11 protein-coding genes and 1 tRNA gene are annotated in these 17,404 nt (G+C 59.7%); 6 read left to right on the top strand and 6 right to left on the bottom strand.

Annotated elements, in window-relative coordinates:
* Positions 1-269: 269 nt before the first annotated feature.
* Positions 270-346: transfer RNA gene (locus ACQRA4_RS10600), tRNA-Met, on the bottom strand.
* 77 nt (positions 347-423) lie between these two features.
* Complete coding sequence (locus tag ACQRA4_RS10595) at positions 424-1,221, bottom strand: undecaprenyl-diphosphate phosphatase (protein ID WP_427823047.1); 798 nt, start codon at positions 1,219-1,221, stop codon at positions 424-426.
* A gap of 278 nt (positions 1,222-1,499) precedes the next feature.
* Here ACQRA4_RS10595 and ACQRA4_RS10590 point away from each other — a divergent pair, with 278 nt between their 5' ends.
* The gene (locus ACQRA4_RS10590) at positions 1,500-1,688 is read left to right on the top strand and encodes a hypothetical protein (protein WP_427823046.1); all 189 of its coding nucleotides are present in this window, start codon (positions 1,500-1,502) and stop codon (positions 1,686-1,688) included.
* Between the two features lie 39 nt (positions 1,689-1,727).
* Here the strand turns inward: ACQRA4_RS10590 and metG are convergent, their stop codons facing one another.
* From metG to ACQRA4_RS10570, 4 genes are all read right to left on the bottom strand, one after another.
* Positions 1,728-3,716, bottom strand: a complete 1,989-nt coding sequence (gene metG / locus ACQRA4_RS10585) for a methionine--tRNA ligase (protein WP_427823045.1) — start codon at positions 3,714-3,716, stop codon at positions 1,728-1,730.
* Positions 3,717-3,907: 191 nt separating this feature from the next.
* Positions 3,908-4,993: a PSP1 domain-containing protein gene (locus ACQRA4_RS10580; RefSeq protein ID WP_427823044.1), complete on the bottom strand. Its 1,086-nt coding sequence runs from the start codon at positions 4,991-4,993 to the stop codon at positions 3,908-3,910.
* 156 nt (positions 4,994-5,149) lie between these two features.
* Positions 5,150-5,776, bottom strand: coding sequence for a hypothetical protein (locus ACQRA4_RS10575; protein ID WP_427823043.1), 627 nt, complete (start codon positions 5,774-5,776; stop codon positions 5,150-5,152).
* Positions 5,777-5,784: 8 nt separating this feature from the next.
* A complete protein-coding gene (locus tag ACQRA4_RS10570) occupies positions 5,785-7,476 on the bottom strand; it encodes a glycosyltransferase family protein (protein WP_427823042.1) in 1,692 nt (563 codons plus the stop codon).
* Positions 7,477-7,774: 298 nt separating this feature from the next.
* On the opposite strand from ACQRA4_RS10570, the gene ACQRA4_RS10565 reads away from it, so the two are divergent.
* The 5 genes from ACQRA4_RS10565 to ACQRA4_RS10545 all read left to right on the top strand — a co-directional run bounded on the left by ACQRA4_RS10565 (position 7,775) and on the right by ACQRA4_RS10545 (position 17,161).
* Positions 7,775-8,332, top strand: a complete 558-nt coding sequence (locus ACQRA4_RS10565) for an HD domain-containing protein (RefSeq protein ID WP_427823041.1) — start codon at positions 7,775-7,777, stop codon at positions 8,330-8,332.
* 27 nt (positions 8,333-8,359) lie between these two features.
* The gene (locus ACQRA4_RS10560) at positions 8,360-9,664 is read left to right on the top strand and encodes an ATP-dependent 6-phosphofructokinase (RefSeq protein WP_427823040.1); all 1,305 of its coding nucleotides are present in this window, start codon (positions 8,360-8,362) and stop codon (positions 9,662-9,664) included.
* A 12-nt stretch (positions 9,665-9,676) separates the two neighbouring features.
* A complete protein-coding gene (locus tag ACQRA4_RS10555; RefSeq protein WP_427823039.1) occupies positions 9,677-12,919 on the top strand; it encodes a UvrD-helicase domain-containing protein in 3,243 nt (1,080 codons plus the stop codon).
* Positions 12,916-15,831: a PD-(D/E)XK nuclease family protein gene (locus ACQRA4_RS10550; protein ID WP_427823038.1), complete on the top strand. Its 2,916-nt coding sequence runs from the start codon at positions 12,916-12,918 to the stop codon at positions 15,829-15,831. Before ACQRA4_RS10555 ends, ACQRA4_RS10550 begins: the two co-directional genes overlap by 4 nt.
* A 166-nt stretch (positions 15,832-15,997) precedes the next feature.
* Positions 15,998-17,161 (top strand): NAD(P)H-dependent flavin oxidoreductase, encoded by a 1,164-nt coding sequence (locus tag ACQRA4_RS10545; protein ID WP_427823037.1) that lies wholly within the window; start codon positions 15,998-16,000, stop codon positions 17,159-17,161.
* Positions 17,162-17,404 lie beyond the last annotated feature (243 nt).

Here is a 17,404-nt window from a genome sequence, read left to right as displayed (position 1 = left end):
ACGATGCGAGAATCCAAATAACTTAGCAGGATCTCTGGGGACGATACATAGCCATCCCCTGTTTGAAGACATAGCCGATTTCTACCGTATACGTCAAGCCTTATTAAAAAGCAGGGCGATTTCCGATTCGCCGCTACTCTGTCCCGGAGAGCCCCTCACATATCAGGCTAATACATCCAATACGGATAGTTTCTCTTTAATTTCTTATAATTAAGAAATGAAGAAAGCCAAGGAGTTTTAGACATCCTTGGCTTTCCTTGACAATCCATTGGTAGCAAGGGAGGGATTTGAACCCCCGACACTGCGGGTATGAACCGCATGCTCTGACCAACTGAGCTACCTTGCCATACGGCGTCTGATGAACGGCGCGTCGAATGCTTTACACAATTTTCTCCTGGTTGACAAGCCTTTTTTGCGCAGCCCTCAATTAACCATGAAATAAAAGATAAAAGGCGCGATAAGCAGACGGTACACCGCGAAGGGGGCCAGGGTCATCCGTCCCACCAGAGCCACGAAAACCTTCACCGCCAGCAGAGCCGAGATGAAAGAACCCGCCATGCCCACCGCGAAAAAGGGAATATCCGCCGCAGTGAACAGGCTGAAGCTCTTGAGCATGTCAAATCCCGTGGCCGCCATCATGATGGGCACCGCCGCGATAAAGGAATACTCCGCCGCCAGAGATCGCTTGGCCCCCAGCAGCATGCCGCCCATGATGGTGGACGCCGAGCGGGAAAAACCGGGCCAGAGGGCCAAACACTGAAAAAAGCCAATGCCCAGCGCCAGACGCGGCGTCATCTCGTCCAGGCTGATGCAGGTGGGCTTGCCTTTGCGTCGTTCCACCAGAAGCATGCATACGGCGCCCGCTACCAGGGCGACGAGCACAGTGGCGGGGCGAAAAAGGTATTCCTTGATCAGCGAGTGGAACAACAGCCCCATTACGCTGGCCGGCAGTGAGGTCAGAATCAGCAGCCAGATGCCGCGCATACCGGCGAAGCGCACATAAGGCTGAGGTCGCGCCAGCCCCCAGAAGCGATTCCAGTACAACACCACCACGGCCATGATGGCTCCAAGCTGGATGACCACTTCAAATGTGGAGGCTCGTTCTCCCACAAAGTTGAGCAATTCACCCACAAGAATCAGGTGGCCTGAAGAGGAAACCGGCAGAAATTCGGTCAGCCCCTCCACAATGCTCAAAATAAGGGCGGTGAGCAGGTTATCCATTTCTGGCCTCCAGACTGCAAATTAACTTTGATTTTTTGGCAAATCAAAGCGCAAGGGCACGCCGGCATCGACGTTTGCCGCACTGTCAGGCGGCGTTTGTGCCTCGCGGCGGCTGTCAGCTCTCGCTGCCGGCGGCGGCATTGCAAATATGAAAAAAACTCCAAACGCCATGGCGGGGGCGCGCTGTTTTTGCTGTTGCCCGTGTTTGGCCCGTGTCGAAACGGCGTTGCCAAAGAAAAAGGACGTGGCTATGGTGCAAAAAAATGAGGACTGCCACGATGCCGACCATTATGCCCAAAAGTGAACTTGTGCGTCGCGCCTTCGCCTATTTGCAGGAGCAACGCAAGCTCCAGCCCGCTCGAAGTCTGTCCAGCCTTCTGGATGAAGCGGGCATGCGCTTCAACCTCACGCCGGTGGACGCGGAGGCTTTGGAGCGTCTTTTTCGCAGTGAGCAGAAACTCGATTGAGTCCTTGCCTTTTTCAAGGCCCGGCAATCTCCACAGGCACTACGCGATTTCACTGCCGTCCGGCACGGGTTTGCCCACAGTCAGCAGGCTGAGCGTATCAGAGTTCTGGGCGGTGAGCACCATGCCATAGGACATCAGGCCCCGGATTTTACGCGGCGCAAGATTCAGCACGGCGCAGACCTGTTTGCCAACCAGTTCTTCAGGCGCATAGTGCTCCGCCAACCCTGAAAGAATCTGACGCGGCCGTCCTTCGCCAAAATCAATTTCCAGGCGCAGAATGCGATCCGCATTGGGGTGGCGTTCCGCAACACGCACCGTGCCCGCACGCAGGTCCAGCGCCTTGAAGTGGTCAAAATCCACCACTGGCCGCGCCGTATCGGCGGGGGGCGGAGGAAGCTCCGCAACGGCGGTCTTGTCCTCTTTTTTTTCTTTATGCTTTTCCTGAAGCTTTGGCGCGGCGTTTTTGTTTCCCGTCTCAATGCTTTTCTTTACATCAATGCGCGGGAAGAGATTGGACGCGGCCGCCACATGCGTGCCCGCGGCCAATCCGCCGAAACAGGTGATTTCATCTTCCAGGCTAGACGCCGGCGGCACATTTTTTTCCACAGGCTGGCCAAGCTGTTCCAGCATTTGCCGGGATGCGTCAGGCATGACCGGCCAGAGGCAAATGGCGGTTTTGCGCATGGCCGCCAGCAGAATATACATGACAGTGGCAAGCCTCTCCATATTCCCCTGTTTATGCAATGCCCAGGGGGCCTGGCTGTCCACATACTTATTGAGCGCGCGCACCAGTTCCCACAGGGCTTCCAGAGCCTGAGCAAACCGCACGTTGCCGAACAACTGGGAGAAATTGCGCATGGCCGTGGCGCACAGTTCCACAATGGCTTCGTCATCCGGCTCCTGCTGCGTGGGTTGCGGCACGCGGCTGCCGAAATACCTGGCGGTCATGGAAAGCACCCGGCTGAAAAGATTGCCCAGGTCATTGGCCAGATCAGCGTTGATTCTGCCAATGAGGGCCTCCTCGCTGAAGCTGGCGTCGGAACCGAAGTGCATCTCGCGCAACAGAAAATAGCGAAACGCGTCCAGGCCGAAACGTCGCCCCGTTTCCAGAGGATCCACCACGTTGCCCAGAGACTTTGACATCTTGGCGTCACGCGAGAGCCAGTACCCATGCACGTTGAGACGCCTGTACAGCGGCAGTCCGGCGGCCTTGAGCATGGCGGGCCAGAATACGGCGTGCGGCTTCAGTATGTCCTTGGCCACCAGGTGTTCGCCGGGCCAGTAACGGGCGTAATCCGGCCCGTCGGGCCAGCCCAGAGCGCTGATGTAGTTGATGAGGGCGTCAAACCAGACATAGCAGACGTAATTCTTGTCAAACGGCAGTTCGATGCCCCAGGTCAGGCGCGTTTTGGGGCGGGAGATGCAAAGATCCTCCAGCGCGCCTGATTCCAGCATGGCCAGCACCTCCGTCCGGTAACGCTCTGGCCGGATGAAGTCAGGATGCTGGGCGATATGCTCCCGCAGCCAGGGCAGATACCTGGACATGCGGAAGAAATAATTTTTTTCGCTGATAAACTCCGGCTTGGTCAAATGTTGGGGACAAAGGCCGTTTTCCAGCTCTTTTTCGGTGTAGAAGCGTTCACAGCCGTAGCAGTAATGACCGCCGAACTCGCCGAAATAAATGTCGCCGGCATCATACACCTTTTGCAGAAAATCCTGCACCGCACGCTTGTGCGCCTCGTCGGTGGTGCGCACGAAACGGTCGTTGGCAATGCCCAGTTGCGGCCAGAGAGCCTGAAAGCGGGCACTGATGGCGTCCACAAACTCCTTGGGGGTCTGCCCCAGTTTTTCCGCGGCCTGCACGATCTTGTCGCCGTGCTCGTCCGTGCCGGTCAGAAACAGCGTGTCCTCTCCCTGGAGTTTGTGAAAACGGGCCAGAGAATCCGCCACGACCGTAGTATAGGCGTGCCCCAGATGGGGATTGGCATTAACATAGTAAATGGGCGTGGTAATGAAAAAGCTTTTCACACAAGGCTCCGTGCTGTTGGCTTGAATAAGGTCTGAACGTCTCATCTTTCGTTCATTGTCGTTCATTTTCCGCATCGCGCGCGGGCGATGCGAAAACGATATTCCGCCCAAACCAATACTTTCGGGCGCGGCGGCATTGCCGCCGCGGCAGGCTCGCGGCTGCCGGTAGCAGTCTGCAAAAAAAATATCTGCTATCCGTTTTCTGGGCGTTGCGGCGTTTTGCGACGGCGTTTGCGCCGGCTTTTGCCGGGACAGCCTGGCGCGTCGTTTTTTTCTTCCCGATTTTCAGCCAGAGCGCCCGCAGAGGGCTGATCCGCCCCCTCCTCTGCCCGCTCGTTCTCGACCGACGGCAAGAGATCGTCAAACAGTCCGGGGGCTTCCACCGTGTCGGGCGTTACGGAAACCACCAGCAGACCGTCGCCCTGGCGGGGTTTGGCGGCCTGCCTGGCTTGGCCCCCCGGCTGCTGCGGTTCGGGACGATGGGGCGCCAGGGCCTGCCATTCGTCCAGGCTCAACTCAAGTTCCTCATTGTTTTCCGTGAGCACGGACAGGGAATTGCGAAACATGTTCGCCCGCAGCACCTTCATGCCCCCCCGGTCGGTCTGGTATTTTTTGCCCAGACGCGGGCAGTTGCGGTGAAAATGATCGTAATTTTCCTGCTCGTAGGAAAGACAGCAAAGCAGTCGTCCACAGATGCCGGAAATTTTGGCGGGATTGAGAAAGAGATTCTGTTCCTTGGCCATGCGAATGGTCACCGGCGCGAATTTGCGCAGATAGCGGCGACAGCAGCAGACCATGCCGCAATTGCCCACAGCGCCGATCATCTGTGTTTCATGCCGCACGCCGATCTGACGCAGTTCGATACGGGCGCGGTATTCGCGCACCAGGTCTTTGACCAGCTCCCGGAAGTCAATGCGCGCGGGCGCGGTGAAATAAAAGATCAGCTTGCTGCGATCAAAAAAAACTTCCACATCCACGAGCTTCATATCCAGACGGCGATCGCGGATGCACTGTCGGCAAAAAGCCGTTGCCTCGCGGGCAAGCGCGGCGTTTTCCCGACCGCTTTCCTCCTCCGCGGGACCCGCCTGACGGAGAATGGAAGGCATATCCCGCTCTTCAGAGCCCGGCAGGCTTTCCAGCGGGCCGGAAACAACCTCGGCCAGGGTCAGCCCCTGATCAACCTCAATCATGACGTGATCGCCGCGTCTGAGCCCAGACGGTCCGGAAAAATAGTTCGTCTGGCCGAGCGCGCGAAATCTAACACCGAATATAGCCATAAGCGTCACTGCGGTAAAACGTCAAAAAGTTTGCCTAAACAAGTAATTTTCAACCATATCGGCCCTGCTGTCAACAGAAGGCAGGGCCCGCCCCCATGTCGGGCTTTTGCGGACAAGATGTCGCCACCTCCGTTTCGCCCGGAGAGCGAGACGGGCTCAGGCCGGAACAAAAGGTTCCATTCTTCCGTCAAAGCCCTGTTCCGCCCGTTTTCTGTAAAGACTTTCATCAGTGGGGTTATTGCCGTGGAGGTGTTTTTCGTAATCCACTTCGATCAGCAGGGCGTTAGGGTTGAATACAAGATTGCCGCTTGCCAGGGCAATGACTGAGAGTTCCGTATCCGCGAAATGCGAGCGGTAGCCCGCGTAAAAAACACCGTCTTCATAAACGCTTTTCAGCCAACGGCGCATCGCCAGCCCGAACACCGCGATCTTTCCGAAAAATCTTCCGTCGTTGAATGCAAGAAGTCCTGCCCCGCTTTTTTCCAGAGCGTTCAGGCCGTAGTCCAGCCAGTACTGGCCCGCAAAGGCGTCCTGTGCCGCATAACCGAAGCAGGCGGAACGCGTTTTGCTGTAAATGCCGTTGGCTGTGGCGATGAAGCCCAAACGCAGATCGTCTTCCGCAATGACAAGCAGCCCCTCCCTATCCGTGCGCCTGCTCATAACCTCGGCGGCCTTCGAGGCCAGTTCCATATCCGTGGCCGGCATGACAATAACGGCGTCATGGGCGCGCTGGTCGGCATAATTGGTCAGCGCGGAGGTTTTGACGTGGCTGATGCGCAGCATGGGTTCCTTTACGAAAAAGTCGAAAACGCGCCAGCGCCCGCCAGTGTCGCGAAGCGTGCGCAATGGATGCCCTGTCGGTCGATCTCAAGCCGGAAATCAGCTTCCTGCCCGGCATTACGGGCCAGCCCGTATGCCGCCTCGACCTCGGCGACACCTTCCTCGAAGCGGAAGTTGCGCAGGCAAGCCAGCGCGTAGCCCAGACTTGCCCGCCAGTCTTCCGGTGAATCCAGACTGCGCCGGGCATTGCAACTGAGCGCGAGAGAAAGCAGAGGCGTTCTGTCGCAACACTCCGCCATCTTCCGGCCCCATAGCCGGCGGCTTTCCTCATCCTGAATCCACTGCTCGGCCATCAAAAGCATCTCCAGAGCGCTTTCCGGGCAGGTCAGCGTCGGGTCGAACTGAAAACCCGGCTGGCAAAACCGCCCCGAACGCGCCAGAACATCCGCCCAGGCCAGACAGCCCTGAAAAAAATTCGCTGGCGCGGGCATATCCTTTTCTTTGCCATGCCGAAACCGCCAGCAGGTCTGAAACGCGGGCCAGTCCCCCAGGCGCAGGGCCGCAACGGCACAGGCGGTATGGCTGTCAAGAGACTCTTCAGCGTTAGAGGAAAACCCCGGCCCCCGGCCTTCAGATGCAAGAAGCTCCGAAAGGAGATTCCGCGCTTCCCCCATGCGCGCGCTTTCGAGAGCCAGGCGCAGGCGCATGGCCGTGACGTCAGGGTGCGCGCCCTGACGCTCAAGCAAGGTCATCAGCGACGGCAGATGCTTCCGATATGCGGGGTTGCCTCTCGCCCACTGAACGCAGGCCAGTGCGAAAATACGTTCCGATTCGCCGGAAGAGCGGCTTCGCGCGGAAAGAGAGCGGAGGATAAGGCCAAGTTCCGCAGCGCGATGTTCCGGCAGGTGGGCCGTCTGCACTCTTCGTCGTGCCGCCTGTCCGATTTTTTCCGTCAGTGCCGGGCGGGTGGAGAAAAAGGAGAGAAGCTCATCAAGTTCCAGCGCGTGCCGATAGGTCAGCACTTCTTGGCCCGGTTCAAAATGGACGCGCAAGTCTTCCCCTATGTCTTCGGTGAGCACGCAGCAGCCGCAGGAAGCCCCCTCCATGATGCGAAAGTTGAACTCCTGACAAATGGATTCATTGGGGAGAAGGCGGGTGTCGTCGTATAAATCCAGCATGGCGTGAAACGCCAGCGGGCGGGCGTCCACATGATGACGTTGCCGCAAAAACTGCGCAAAGTTGAATCGCCGGGGACGGTTTTGATCAAGCACGCCCACAAAGGCGGCCGTTTGGCGGCGCTGGGCGTGGGAACGCCAGGCGCGCCGGCAACCCGGCATGGCAAATGGGCGCGCACTGTTTTCAAGCCGCCATGCCGCCGGCAACGAATTGAACAGATGCGGATGCGGCGTCAGAATCAGGTCAAAGAGGCGACCATACCAGCGCTGCCAGAAGAGATTCAGATGGGTGTCCAGCGCCCAGAAGATTTTCGGACAATCCAGCTCTTCCAGACCGCTCAAAAAAATTCTGCGGGCCAGATGTTCCCTCTGGACAAGCAGGTCAGGTCTGAAATTTTCTTTTGAACCGCCAGAAGCGCGCAAAAGACGTCGCACCGGCACGAGGCCGCCCTCGCCTTTGAGTTTGACCCGGCGCACGGTATGGCCCGGCATTTCGCCAAAATCGCAATCCACCAGAAGGATGTTCATCCTGCACAGAACCCGCTGACGTATTCCGCCGAAAATCTGACCGACATGCTTTTATGGGGCGAGTTTACTTGAGCCTTCTTTTTTGTCCAGACAGGAAAAGCGAAGACGAATGCTTTTTTGACGGGATAAAATATATAACTACCTGAAATTAAATTCTTAATCAGATATCTTGCGATCAGAATGCAAGGCTTGCCTCAAAAAAAATCAGAAAAGGGAATCCACAAAGCGAATGCGGGTTCTTCCGCCTTGCCATGGCCGCTCCCCTGTTTTACATTCACGGCATAAGGGGAACTGAAGAATGATTGACAGAGATGACGCCCTGCGACTGCTGGCGGATCAGGGCACGCCGACATCGCTTTTGCAACACGCGCTGGCCGCTGAAGCCATCATGCGCGCCCTGGCGCGCCGTTTGGGAGCAGATGAAAAGCTTTGGGGCCTGACCGGCCTGCTGCACGACCTTGACTATCCTTCCACCGCCGAAACGCCTGAGCGTCACGGTCTGGAGAGCGCGAAACTGCTGTCCGGCAAACTGCCGGAAGAAGCTCTCGCGGCCATCCGCGCCCATAACGGCGAAATGAACGGCACATCGCCGCAAAGCCGTTTTGATTATGCCCTGCGATGCGGCGAGACGGTCACCGGGCTTATCAGCGCCGCGGCGCGCATGCGCCCCACCGGTCTGGAGGGCATGGAGCCAAAAAGCATCAGGAAAAAAATGAAAGACAAAGCCTTTGCCGCCAGCGTGAACCGCAACAATATCCGCCAGTGCGCTGAGGCCGGGCTGGAACTGGACGAATTTCTGGCTCTGGCCATTGAGGCCATGCGCGTCCAGGCCGCCGAGCCGGGCTTGGGCAAATAGTATTTTACCTTTTTCAAGAGGAAGATCATGGAAGAACGCGCGCTGGATACGAACATCCGCACCCTTGGCCCCTGCAAGCTGGAGTCTCGCCTGCCCTACCGCACCTGGGCTGACGACAAAAGCATTCAGATTTTTGTGGATGAGGAACTGAGCGAACATAAGGGAGAAGCCTGCGTCGTCTCCTTTGAGGCTGCCGGACCGCGCAGGAAGCTCTATTTCGATTCCTCCCGCGCCAAGTGCGCCATCGTTACCTGCGGCGGCCTCTGCCCCGGCATCAACGACGTGATCCGCGCCATCGTCATGGAGGCCTATCACGCGTATAAGGTGCCTTCCATCGTGGGCATTCCCTATGGACTGGAAGGCTTCATTCCCAAATACGGACACCGCCTGCGGGAACTGACGCCGGATGTGGTGGCCGACATTCATCGCTTCGGCGGCACCATTCTGGGTTCGTCGCGCGGGCCCCAGCCCTCCGATGAGATTGTGGACACGCTGGAGCGCTGCAACGTCAACGCCCTTTTCGTCATCGGCGGCGACGGCACCATGAAGGCCGCCCTGTCCATCAGTCGGGAAGTGCAGCGCCGGGGCCTGAAAATTTCGGTGATCGGCATTCCCAAGACCATTGACAATGACATCAATTTCATTCCCCAGTCCTTCGGCTTTGAAACCGCAGTATTCAAAGCCACCGAGGCTATCGAGTGCGCCCATACCGAGGCCTGCGGCACGCCCAACGGCATCGGTCTGGTCAGACTTATGGGGCGGGAGTCCGGCTTTATCGCCGCGCGGGCCACGCTGGCCCTCAAAGAAGTGAACTTCGTGCTGATTCCTGAAGCGCCCTTTACCCTGGAAGGCGAAGGCGGCCTGCTGCCCGCGCTGGAAGAGCGCCTGCGGGACAGGGGGCACGCGGTCATCGTGGCGGCTGAAGGCGCGGGTCAGCACCTGCTGGAGCACAATGCCGGTACGGACGCGTCGGGCAATCCCGTGCTGGGCGAAATAGCCGATCTGCTGCGCAGGGAAATTCATCGTTATCTTGATGAGCGCCAGATAGAACACTCCATCAAATACATAGACCCCAGCTATATCATTCGCTCCGTATCCGCCAGCGCCAACGACAAGGTATATTGCGGTTTTCTGGGCCAGTACGCCGTGCACGCGGCCATGGCCGGCCGCACGGACATGGTGGTGGCCAAACTGCAGGACCGCTATGTGCACCTACCGCTGGAGCTGGTCACCCGCACGCGCCGCAAGCTGAACATTTATTCCGATCTCTGGCGCGCGGTGCTGGAATCCACGGGGCAAGGCATGCTCAAGGGCATGCTGCCGCCTGAATAGGGCGCTTTTCTCGTGTCGCGCCTTTGCCAGGTCAAAGCCTCGGCCGGCTCCGGCAAAACCTACGAGTTGACCCGCCGCTTTCTGCTGCGCCTGATGGAATGCGGGCACGCGCCCGGCGCGGCGGCCTCCCCGGCCTGTGCGCTGTCTGAAGGCCGGCAGTGCGGCTGGGGCGACATTCTGGCCGTCACCTTCACCAATGCCGCGGCCGCCGAAATGCGCGAACGCGTCATCCACCGCCTGAAAAGCGCGGCTCTGGGCGCGCGCGCCGACGATCTTTCCCTGGACGCCGAAGAAGCCAGCCGCTGGGTAAATGTGATCATGCGCGACCTGAGCGCGCTGAATATCCGCACCATTGACAGCCTTCTGCATCTTATTGTTCGCGCCGCCGCCCTGGAGCTGAATCTTCACCCTGACTTTCAGCCGGTGTTCGCCACAGAGGAGGCTCTGACCCCTTACCTGGAGCTCTTTCTGGAGCGCGCCTGGCGGGATGACGCCGCCATGCGCGATCTTTTGCGCGAAGCCTGCCGGGCTCTGGTGATATACGGCAGAAGCAAGGGCTTTCTGGCGGGGGAAAAACTGCTCCGTCAGTTGAGAGATTTGCTTGACGATGTGCTGCTGGGCCGTTTTCATGACCTGACGCCGGAAGCCGTTCTTAAAGAAGAACTTCAAAAAATGGACGAGGCCGCCATAGACGCCGCGCGGGAGTTTCTCGCAGTGGCTCGGAGCGCGGGCCTGTCCTGGAAAAAAAAGGCCCTGGAGGCGGTGGAGCAACTGGCGCAGGGCCAAATTGACAAATGTGCTTCCGCCTTTGCCTCCAAAGAGAATCCTGAAGAACTGTTTCTCAAGGGCGCGGTGGTTCCGCAGAAGGCTGAACAGTGCTTTGCCGCCTATGCGGCCAGCGCCCGCCGCCGCGCCGCGGACGGCGAGCTGATTGCGCAGGCCCTGCGTATTGCCCCTTTTGTGCGCCTGGCCCGGACTCTGGTGTGCGCTTTTTTGCAAAATCAGGAGCAGGAAGGCGCTTTGCCGGGCCTGCTTGTGCCTGGTCTGGCGCAGACGGTGCTTGAAGGAGAGCGCGGCGTGCCTGAGACGCTCTGCCGGCTGGGCACACGCCTGACCCACTTTCTTGTGGACGAATTTCAGGATACCAGCCGCGAACAATGGCGGGCCCTGCGCCCTCTGGTGCAGGAAGCCCTCTCGCGCGGCGGTTCTCTGACCTGGGTGGGGGATGTCAAGCAGTCCATTTACGGCTGGCGCGGCGGCGAGCCGGAACTGTTCGACGCTGTGCTTGAAGATCAGGGCCTAACACGGCTGGCCCCTGACGCAGAACGCCGTAATCTGCCCCGGAACTGGCGCAGCCGCCGCCATGTGGTGGAGCACAACAATCGAATTTTCTCGCCGCTGGAAAACGTGAGCACGGCGCAACGCGTTCTTGCCGCCCTGTTGCCCGCTGATACGCCGCCGGCCGTCGTGAGGGCCGCCACGCAACGCCTGAACCGCGCCTTCGCGGCAACGGCGCAGCAATGCCCGCCGGGGGCTCCGCATGGGGGGCTGGTTCGGGCGGAGGCAATACAGGGGGCCTCACAGGATGATTTGCGTGAACGCGTGCTGGAACGCCTCTGTGAGCTGTTGCGGGATGAAATCGGCCCGCGCCGCGCCTGGTCAGACGTTCTGGTACTGGTGCGCGGCAACGAAACCGCCCGCCTGACGGCTGAAGCTCTGGTGGGCGAGGGCATTCCTGTCATTACGGAAAACAGCCTGCTGCTGGCGGAGCATCCTCTCATTATCCAGACCGTGGCCCTGTTGACTTTTCTGGATAATCCCGAAGACGACATTGCGTTCTGGACCCTTCTTACGGGTTCCATTGTACTGGAGCACCCGCAGGCGGCGGAACTTGACCGGGAAGGGCTGCACGCCTGGTGCGCCGGGACGGGGCATGGCCCCTTGTTTCTGCGTTTCAAGCAGCGCTGGCCGCGCATATGGCAGGAGTTGCTGGCGCCCTTCCACGGGCAGTCCGGCCTGATGACGCCCTATGACACGGCACTGGAATGGTTCGCTCATCTGGAGGTGGAGCAACGCTTTCCAGAGGCCCGCACCTTTTTGCGCCGTTTTATGGAGGTGCTTCAGAGCGCGGAAGAAAAAGGGCTGGCCACCTTATCCACGTTTCTGGAACACTGGCGGGACAAAAGCGGTGAAGAAAAAGTGCCCATGCCCGAAAACATGAATGCGGTGCGGGTGATGACCATCCATAAGTCCAAGGGCCTGGAAGCCCCGGTGGTCATCCTGCCCTGGACCGGTTTCAGCGTGCGTTCGTCGGGCCGTCCCGTCCTGCTGGAACGTGGCGGCCTGCGCATGGTTGTGCCCAATCGCAAGGCGCTGGGTGAAACCTATTATGCGGATATGGCGCGGCAGGCCTGTGAAAATCTTGATTTGCTTTATGTGGCTTTTACCAGGGCGCGGGACGAGCTGCGCATTTTCCGTACCGGCGCATCAAATCAGGAAAACAAATCCGGCTCGCTCTGCGCGGCTCTGGACATTCTCTGGCAGGAAGCCGGCCTGACCTTGCCTTACAGCCTCGGCGCGCCGCCGGAAGCGTCGAGGGCCGTCACGGCAGACGAAAAAGCGAATCCTGAATCTTTCTTCTCTCCCTGTCCCGCCGCGGCCGCAGCGGCGCAAGGCTGGCGGCCCATGCAATGGCTGCCGCGTCTGAAAATTTTTCGCAACCCTCTGGGAGGTTTCGCATTCAAGGCCGAGGATAGAGGCAGCCTGCTCCATTTCTGTCTGGAACATCTGCATATCAGCGGGCATGCGGAAGAAGACGCCAGAACCGCCCTGCTCTTCGGCCTGCGCCATTTCCCTCTGCCTGTGCCTGACGAGGCGGCCATGCGCGAGTCGCTGGCCGGGGCTCTGGCCTGGTTTGCCGCCCAGCCCGAAACGGCGCGCTGGCTTGCGCACGGTTGGCCCGAACAATCGCTGATGGACGGGCAAGGGCATGTGCTGCGTGTGGATTTGCTGGTGCGGGAAGCCTGGGGGCCGCTGGTTCTTGATTATAAAAGCGGCCATCCAGAAGCGAAGCATATCGCGCAGGTGCGCCGTTATTTGGCTTGTCTGGAGCAGTGCGGCGATTATGGCGGCACTGCGCGCGCGCTGCTGGTCTATCTGGATCAGCGGCGTTTTCAGCTGGTGGAGAGTGACAGGGTTTCGGCCCTTTGCGAGACATACGCCGCGCTTCTGCCCGCGACCGAGGACAGAACATGAGCGCGACGCCCTTTTGGATTTTTCCCTGGCAGCGGCCCTTCTTGCCTGACCTTAAAGTGATGCTGGAAGAATGCAGCGGCGGCCGGCCTGGCTCGGCGCTGCTGATTGTGCCGCACAACCGCCCATGGCGCTATCTTTTGCAGCTCTATGCCCAGGAAGGCGGCCCGCGCCTGCTGCCCAAAGCGCTCACACTGTCCGAGATGGTAATGATCTGGCGAAGCAGCGCCAGCGATGTGCCGTTGCATACGGCCAACCTGCTGGACCGCGTGGCGCTGCTCCATGACTGCGTGCAGGCGTTGGCCAAAGAGGACGCGGCGCTCTCAGCCCGTTTCGCGCGCATGGATATGGCGCTTTTTTTGCCCTGGGGACTGCGGCTGGCCGCTCTGCTGGAAGAAATGCTCGGTCATGGGCTGGAAGCCGCCGACCTGGCCTATGCGGAAAATGAAGTTGCCGCGCCCGCGGCGGCTTTGCTGGGCGCGCTGGGACGAATCAGCCGCGCCTATCTGCAAGAGCTTGAAGAGCGCCAGTGGACCACGCCGGGTCTGGATCAATACATGGCCAGCCGCCAGACGGCGCGCATTCCGCCTCTGCTTGCCCCGGCCCCGGACAGGCCCGTGCTGGTGGCGGGTTTTTCCGTGCTGACCGGCACGGAAGACAGGCTGCTGCGCGCTCTCTGGCTGGCTGGCGCGCATGTTTGCCTGCACAGCGATCCGGCCCTGGCCGCAAACACTGCCGTGCACTGGGCCTGCGCCGAACACGCGGCCTGGCTGCGACGCTGGCGGGCCCGCGCGCGTCTGGCAGTGACCATTGATCCGCAGGAGGCGGCGCACAGACCGCGTTTGTCTTTCTTTGCCGGGTATGACTGTCATTCGCAGCTTCAGGCCCTGCGCGAGACACTGACAGACGGCCAGAATGACGCCATGCCGTCCACCGCAGTGGTGCTGACGGACAGCGCCCTGCTCATGCCCGTACTGCACCACCTGCCGGATAAAGACGTCAATGTGTCCATGGGCTATCCCCTGCCGCGTTCTCCCCTCAACCGCCTGCTGGACTCTCTGCTGCGCCTGCAGGCCGGCCGCTCCGAGGATGGACTCTATTATTGGCGCGATCTGCTGCGCTGTCTGCGGCATCCTTATCTGAAGATGCTTACGACGCCTGATGGGGAGGGGCGCAGCCTGTCATTGCGCGATGCCCTACGCCGTCTGGAAAGTCTGGTTCGCGCGGGCGGCCGTTTTGTGAATCTGCCTGACCTGGCCGGAGAATGTAGCGCCACTTTGCCCGCCCCTCTGGCGGAGCTGCTTTCACAATGTCTGTCAGTCATGGTGGATGCCCTGTCCGCCGCGCATACAACAGCGGATATGGCCGAATGTCTGCGCGGCGTCTGCGATTTTCTGCTGAGCCACGGCGGCGAGATGTGGCGGCATTTTCCTCTGGACGCGGAAGCAATGTATCGCTTGATGCGCCACGCTGAGCCTATTCTGCGCAAAACCTGCCTGGCGCGGACGCCCTTTCCGCCGACTGTGCTGCACGGGATCACCCGTCAGGTTCTGGAGCGGGAGCGCGTGCCTTTTGAGGCGTCGCCGCTTACGGGCCTGCAGGTGCTCGGCATGCTGGAAACGCGCCTGCTGCACTTTGAGCGCGTGCTGATCGTGGACGCCACGGATGACAAACTCCCCGGCAATCCGGCGCAGGATCCTTTGCTCCCCGATTCCCTGCGGCAGGTTCTGGGCCTGCCTGACGCCCGCCGCCGCGAACGCGCGGCGGCTCACACCCTCTACCGCTTATGCGCCGGAGCCGATGAAGTGCATTTTTTCTGGCAGGAGGGCATCAGCCGTTCCGCGCTTTTTGACGGCAAAAAAAGCCGCAGCCGTTTTGTGGAGCAACTGATCTGGGAAGAGGAGCAACGTCGGGGCGCGCTGCTCACGCCCGGCGAAGGTTCGCTGTCCGTGGCGCGCTGCACGGTGCGCGCCGCCCAGAGCCGGCCCAAAAGCCTGGAACGGCGCGCAGGCCTGGACGCCGCTGTGCAAAAGCTTTTGCGCGAACCGCTTTCCGCCACCAGGCTGGATGTCTATCTGCAATGTCCTCTTCGTTTCGCCTGGCAATACCTCTGCCGCCTTGCGCCGCCGCGTGAAATCAACGAAGGCGACGATCCGGCCGCCGTGGGCATCTGCATTCACAATACATTGCGCGCGCTGTATGAACCTTATTTGCATAAGGAAGTGCGGCGGGGCGACATCTCCATGGAAACCGTGCGGGCCCGGTTTCATGAAGCTCTGGAAGCGGCGGAGCTGCGTCGTCTTCTCCCGGCGGACAGTTGCCTGATGCTGGAAGCGGCCGCGCCGCTGCGGCTGGAGCGTTTTCTGGCGCGGCAGCCCGAGAGCGCGCTGATTCTGGCTCTGGAAGAGCGGTTAAATGTAAAGCTGACCCTCAACGGACGCGACTATGCCTTTACCGGCACTCTGGATCGGCTGGACCGGCGCGACGGTCTGCTCTATGTGCTTGATTACAAGACCGGCGGCGTCAAACGCCACGACGGCGGCCTCTGGACCGATATCGCTTTTTTTCAGAAGGTTGCGCCGGCCTGCGCCGCGCAGCAGGATGCTCCGCTGGAGGCTTTGTTTGAGGAATTGCGCGAACGTCTGCCCAGCCTGCAGTTGCCCTGTTACCTCTCCATGCTCATGGCCGCAAAAAAGGGCGCGCCCGGCGATGCAGCCCTGGTGGAGCTGAAGGAAGACGGGGCGGAAATTCCCCTTTTCGGCGGCCTGGCGGATGAAGACCTGTCGGCGGCTCTCGGCTACTGTGACCTGAGCCTGGGGCTGGTGCTGCGTCATCTGGAATGCTCTTCGCATTTTGCGGCCCGGCCCGACAGACATTGCGCCTGGTGTCCGTATGCCGGATTGTGCGCGGCCTGAACAGGCCGCGTGCAATATATGCCGACTGATACATGCGGCATCTTTTATTGCGCCTTGTGATTTTTCGTTCTATGCTAAAAGACAAATGATTGGGGCAAGCGTCACGATGTCGGCCGGGGGGCCGACGGCGGGCCCCGCACCGGCTCAAGACGGAGGTCTTGTTACAATGCCCTTCCCTTCTTTGAAAATCGGCAATCTCACGGCTAAAGTGCCCGTCGTTCAGGGCGGCATGGGAGTGGGAATATCCCTTTCCGGTCTTGCGGCGGCTGTCGCCAACCAGGGCGGCATCGGCACCATTGCCGGCGCCATGATCGGCATGAAAGAGCCGGATGTGGCCAAAAACCCTCTGGAGGCAAATCTGCGCGCTCTGCGCAATGAGATCATCAAGGCTCGCGAGCTCTCCAGCGGCATTATTGGCGTCAACATCATGGTGGCCCTGACCACCTTTACGCAAATGGTGCGCGCCTCCATTGAGCAGAAAGTGGATATCATCTTTTCCGGCGCGGGGCTGCCGCTGGACATGCCGCGCCAGCTGCTGCAGCTCTGCGAGGAAAAGAAGGAGGAGTTCAAAACCAAGCTCGTTCCCATTGTCTCCTCCGGCAGAGCCGCCACGGTCATCGCCAAAAAATGGCTCTCCCGCTTCAATTACCTGCCGGACGCCTTTGTGGTGGAAGGCCCCAAGGCGGGCGGCCATCTGGGTTTCAAGCCGGAAGAAATTCAGGATCCCGCCCACGCGCTGGAGGTTCTGGTGCCTGAGGTTGTGGAAGCGGTCAAACCCTTTGAGGACAAACTGGGCCGCGCTGTGCCCATTATCGCGGCAGGCGGCGTATACACCGGCGCGGATATAAAAAGGTTCCTGGATCTGGGAGCCGCCGGCGTGCAGATGGGAACGCGCTTTGTGGCCACCCATGAATGTGACGCGGACGACCGTTTCAAGCAAAGCTACCTCGCGGCCAGACAGGAAGACCTGACCATCATCCGCAGCCCTGTGGGCATGCCGGGACGCGCCTTGACCAACGATTTCATCAATGCCGCGCGTGAGGGCCTGAAGAAGCCCTTCAAATGCATTTTTCACTGCGTCAGCACCTGCCAGCAGGAAAAAACCCCGTATTGCATCGCCCAGGCGCTGATCAGCGCCATGCGCGGCAATCTGGAACGCGGCTTTGCCTTCTGCGGGGCCAACGTCTTCCGGGTGAACAAGATTATTTCCGTGCGTGAACTGATGGATTCCCTGCAACGTGAATTCGACGAGGCCATGAATTCACTGAGCAAGGGCGTGCAGAGCATGCAATCCAGGCTGGGGTATGGCGGCAAGCCTGAACAAGCCTAGAGTCTACTTGCAAAAGCAGACACCACAAAACCCGCAAGGGTCGTGAGTGAGCGAAAAACCACGTTTTTTCGCAAACGATCCCGCAAAAATTCTTTGCGAAATTCCGCGCAGAATTTTTGCAATGAAACAGTGGATTTTCATGTATAAAAAGCTCTGCTGATCGCGCAGGCTGAAAGCCGTGTAAAAAAAGTGGCCCAGGGAAGACGCATCCGCCCCGGGCCACTTGTTTTCGCAAATAAAATA

It is taken from the genome of Desulfovibrio sp. SGI.169, assembly GCF_050313595.1.
Taxonomy (GTDB): domain Bacteria; phylum Desulfobacterota; class Desulfovibrionia; order Desulfovibrionales; family Desulfovibrionaceae; genus Desulfovibrio.
The sequence above is the reverse complement of the archived record's forward strand: the minus strand, read 5'-3'. Positions and strand labels throughout refer to the sequence as shown.

Excerpts from the sequence above, each read along its gene's own strand:
- ACQRA4_RS10590 (WP_427823046.1), top strand. The coding sequence starts at position 1,500 with ATGCCGACCATTATGCCCAAAAGTGAACTTGTGCGTCGCGCCTTCGCC.
- ACQRA4_RS10575 (WP_427823043.1), bottom strand. The coding sequence starts at position 5,776 with ATGCTGCGCATCAGCCACGTCAAAACCTCCGCGCTGACCAATTATGCC.
- ACQRA4_RS10550 (WP_427823038.1), top strand. The coding sequence starts at position 12,916 with ATGAGCGCGACGCCCTTTTGGATTTTTCCCTGGCAGCGGCCCTTCTTG.
- ACQRA4_RS10570 (WP_427823042.1), bottom strand. The coding sequence starts at position 7,476 with ATGAACATCCTTCTGGTGGATTGCGATTTTGGCGAAATGCCGGGCCAT.
- ACQRA4_RS10565 (WP_427823041.1), top strand. The coding sequence starts at position 7,775 with ATGATTGACAGAGATGACGCCCTGCGACTGCTGGCGGATCAGGGCACG.
- ACQRA4_RS10545 (WP_427823037.1), top strand. The coding sequence starts at position 15,998 with ATGCCCTTCCCTTCTTTGAAAATCGGCAATCTCACGGCTAAAGTGCCC.
- ACQRA4_RS10595 (WP_427823047.1), bottom strand. The coding sequence starts at position 1,221 with ATGGATAACCTGCTCACCGCCCTTATTTTGAGCATTGTGGAGGGGCTG.
- ACQRA4_RS10580 (WP_427823044.1), bottom strand. The coding sequence starts at position 4,993 with ATGGCTATATTCGGTGTTAGATTTCGCGCGCTCGGCCAGACGAACTAT.
- ACQRA4_RS10560 (WP_427823040.1), top strand. The coding sequence starts at position 8,360 with ATGGAAGAACGCGCGCTGGATACGAACATCCGCACCCTTGGCCCCTGC.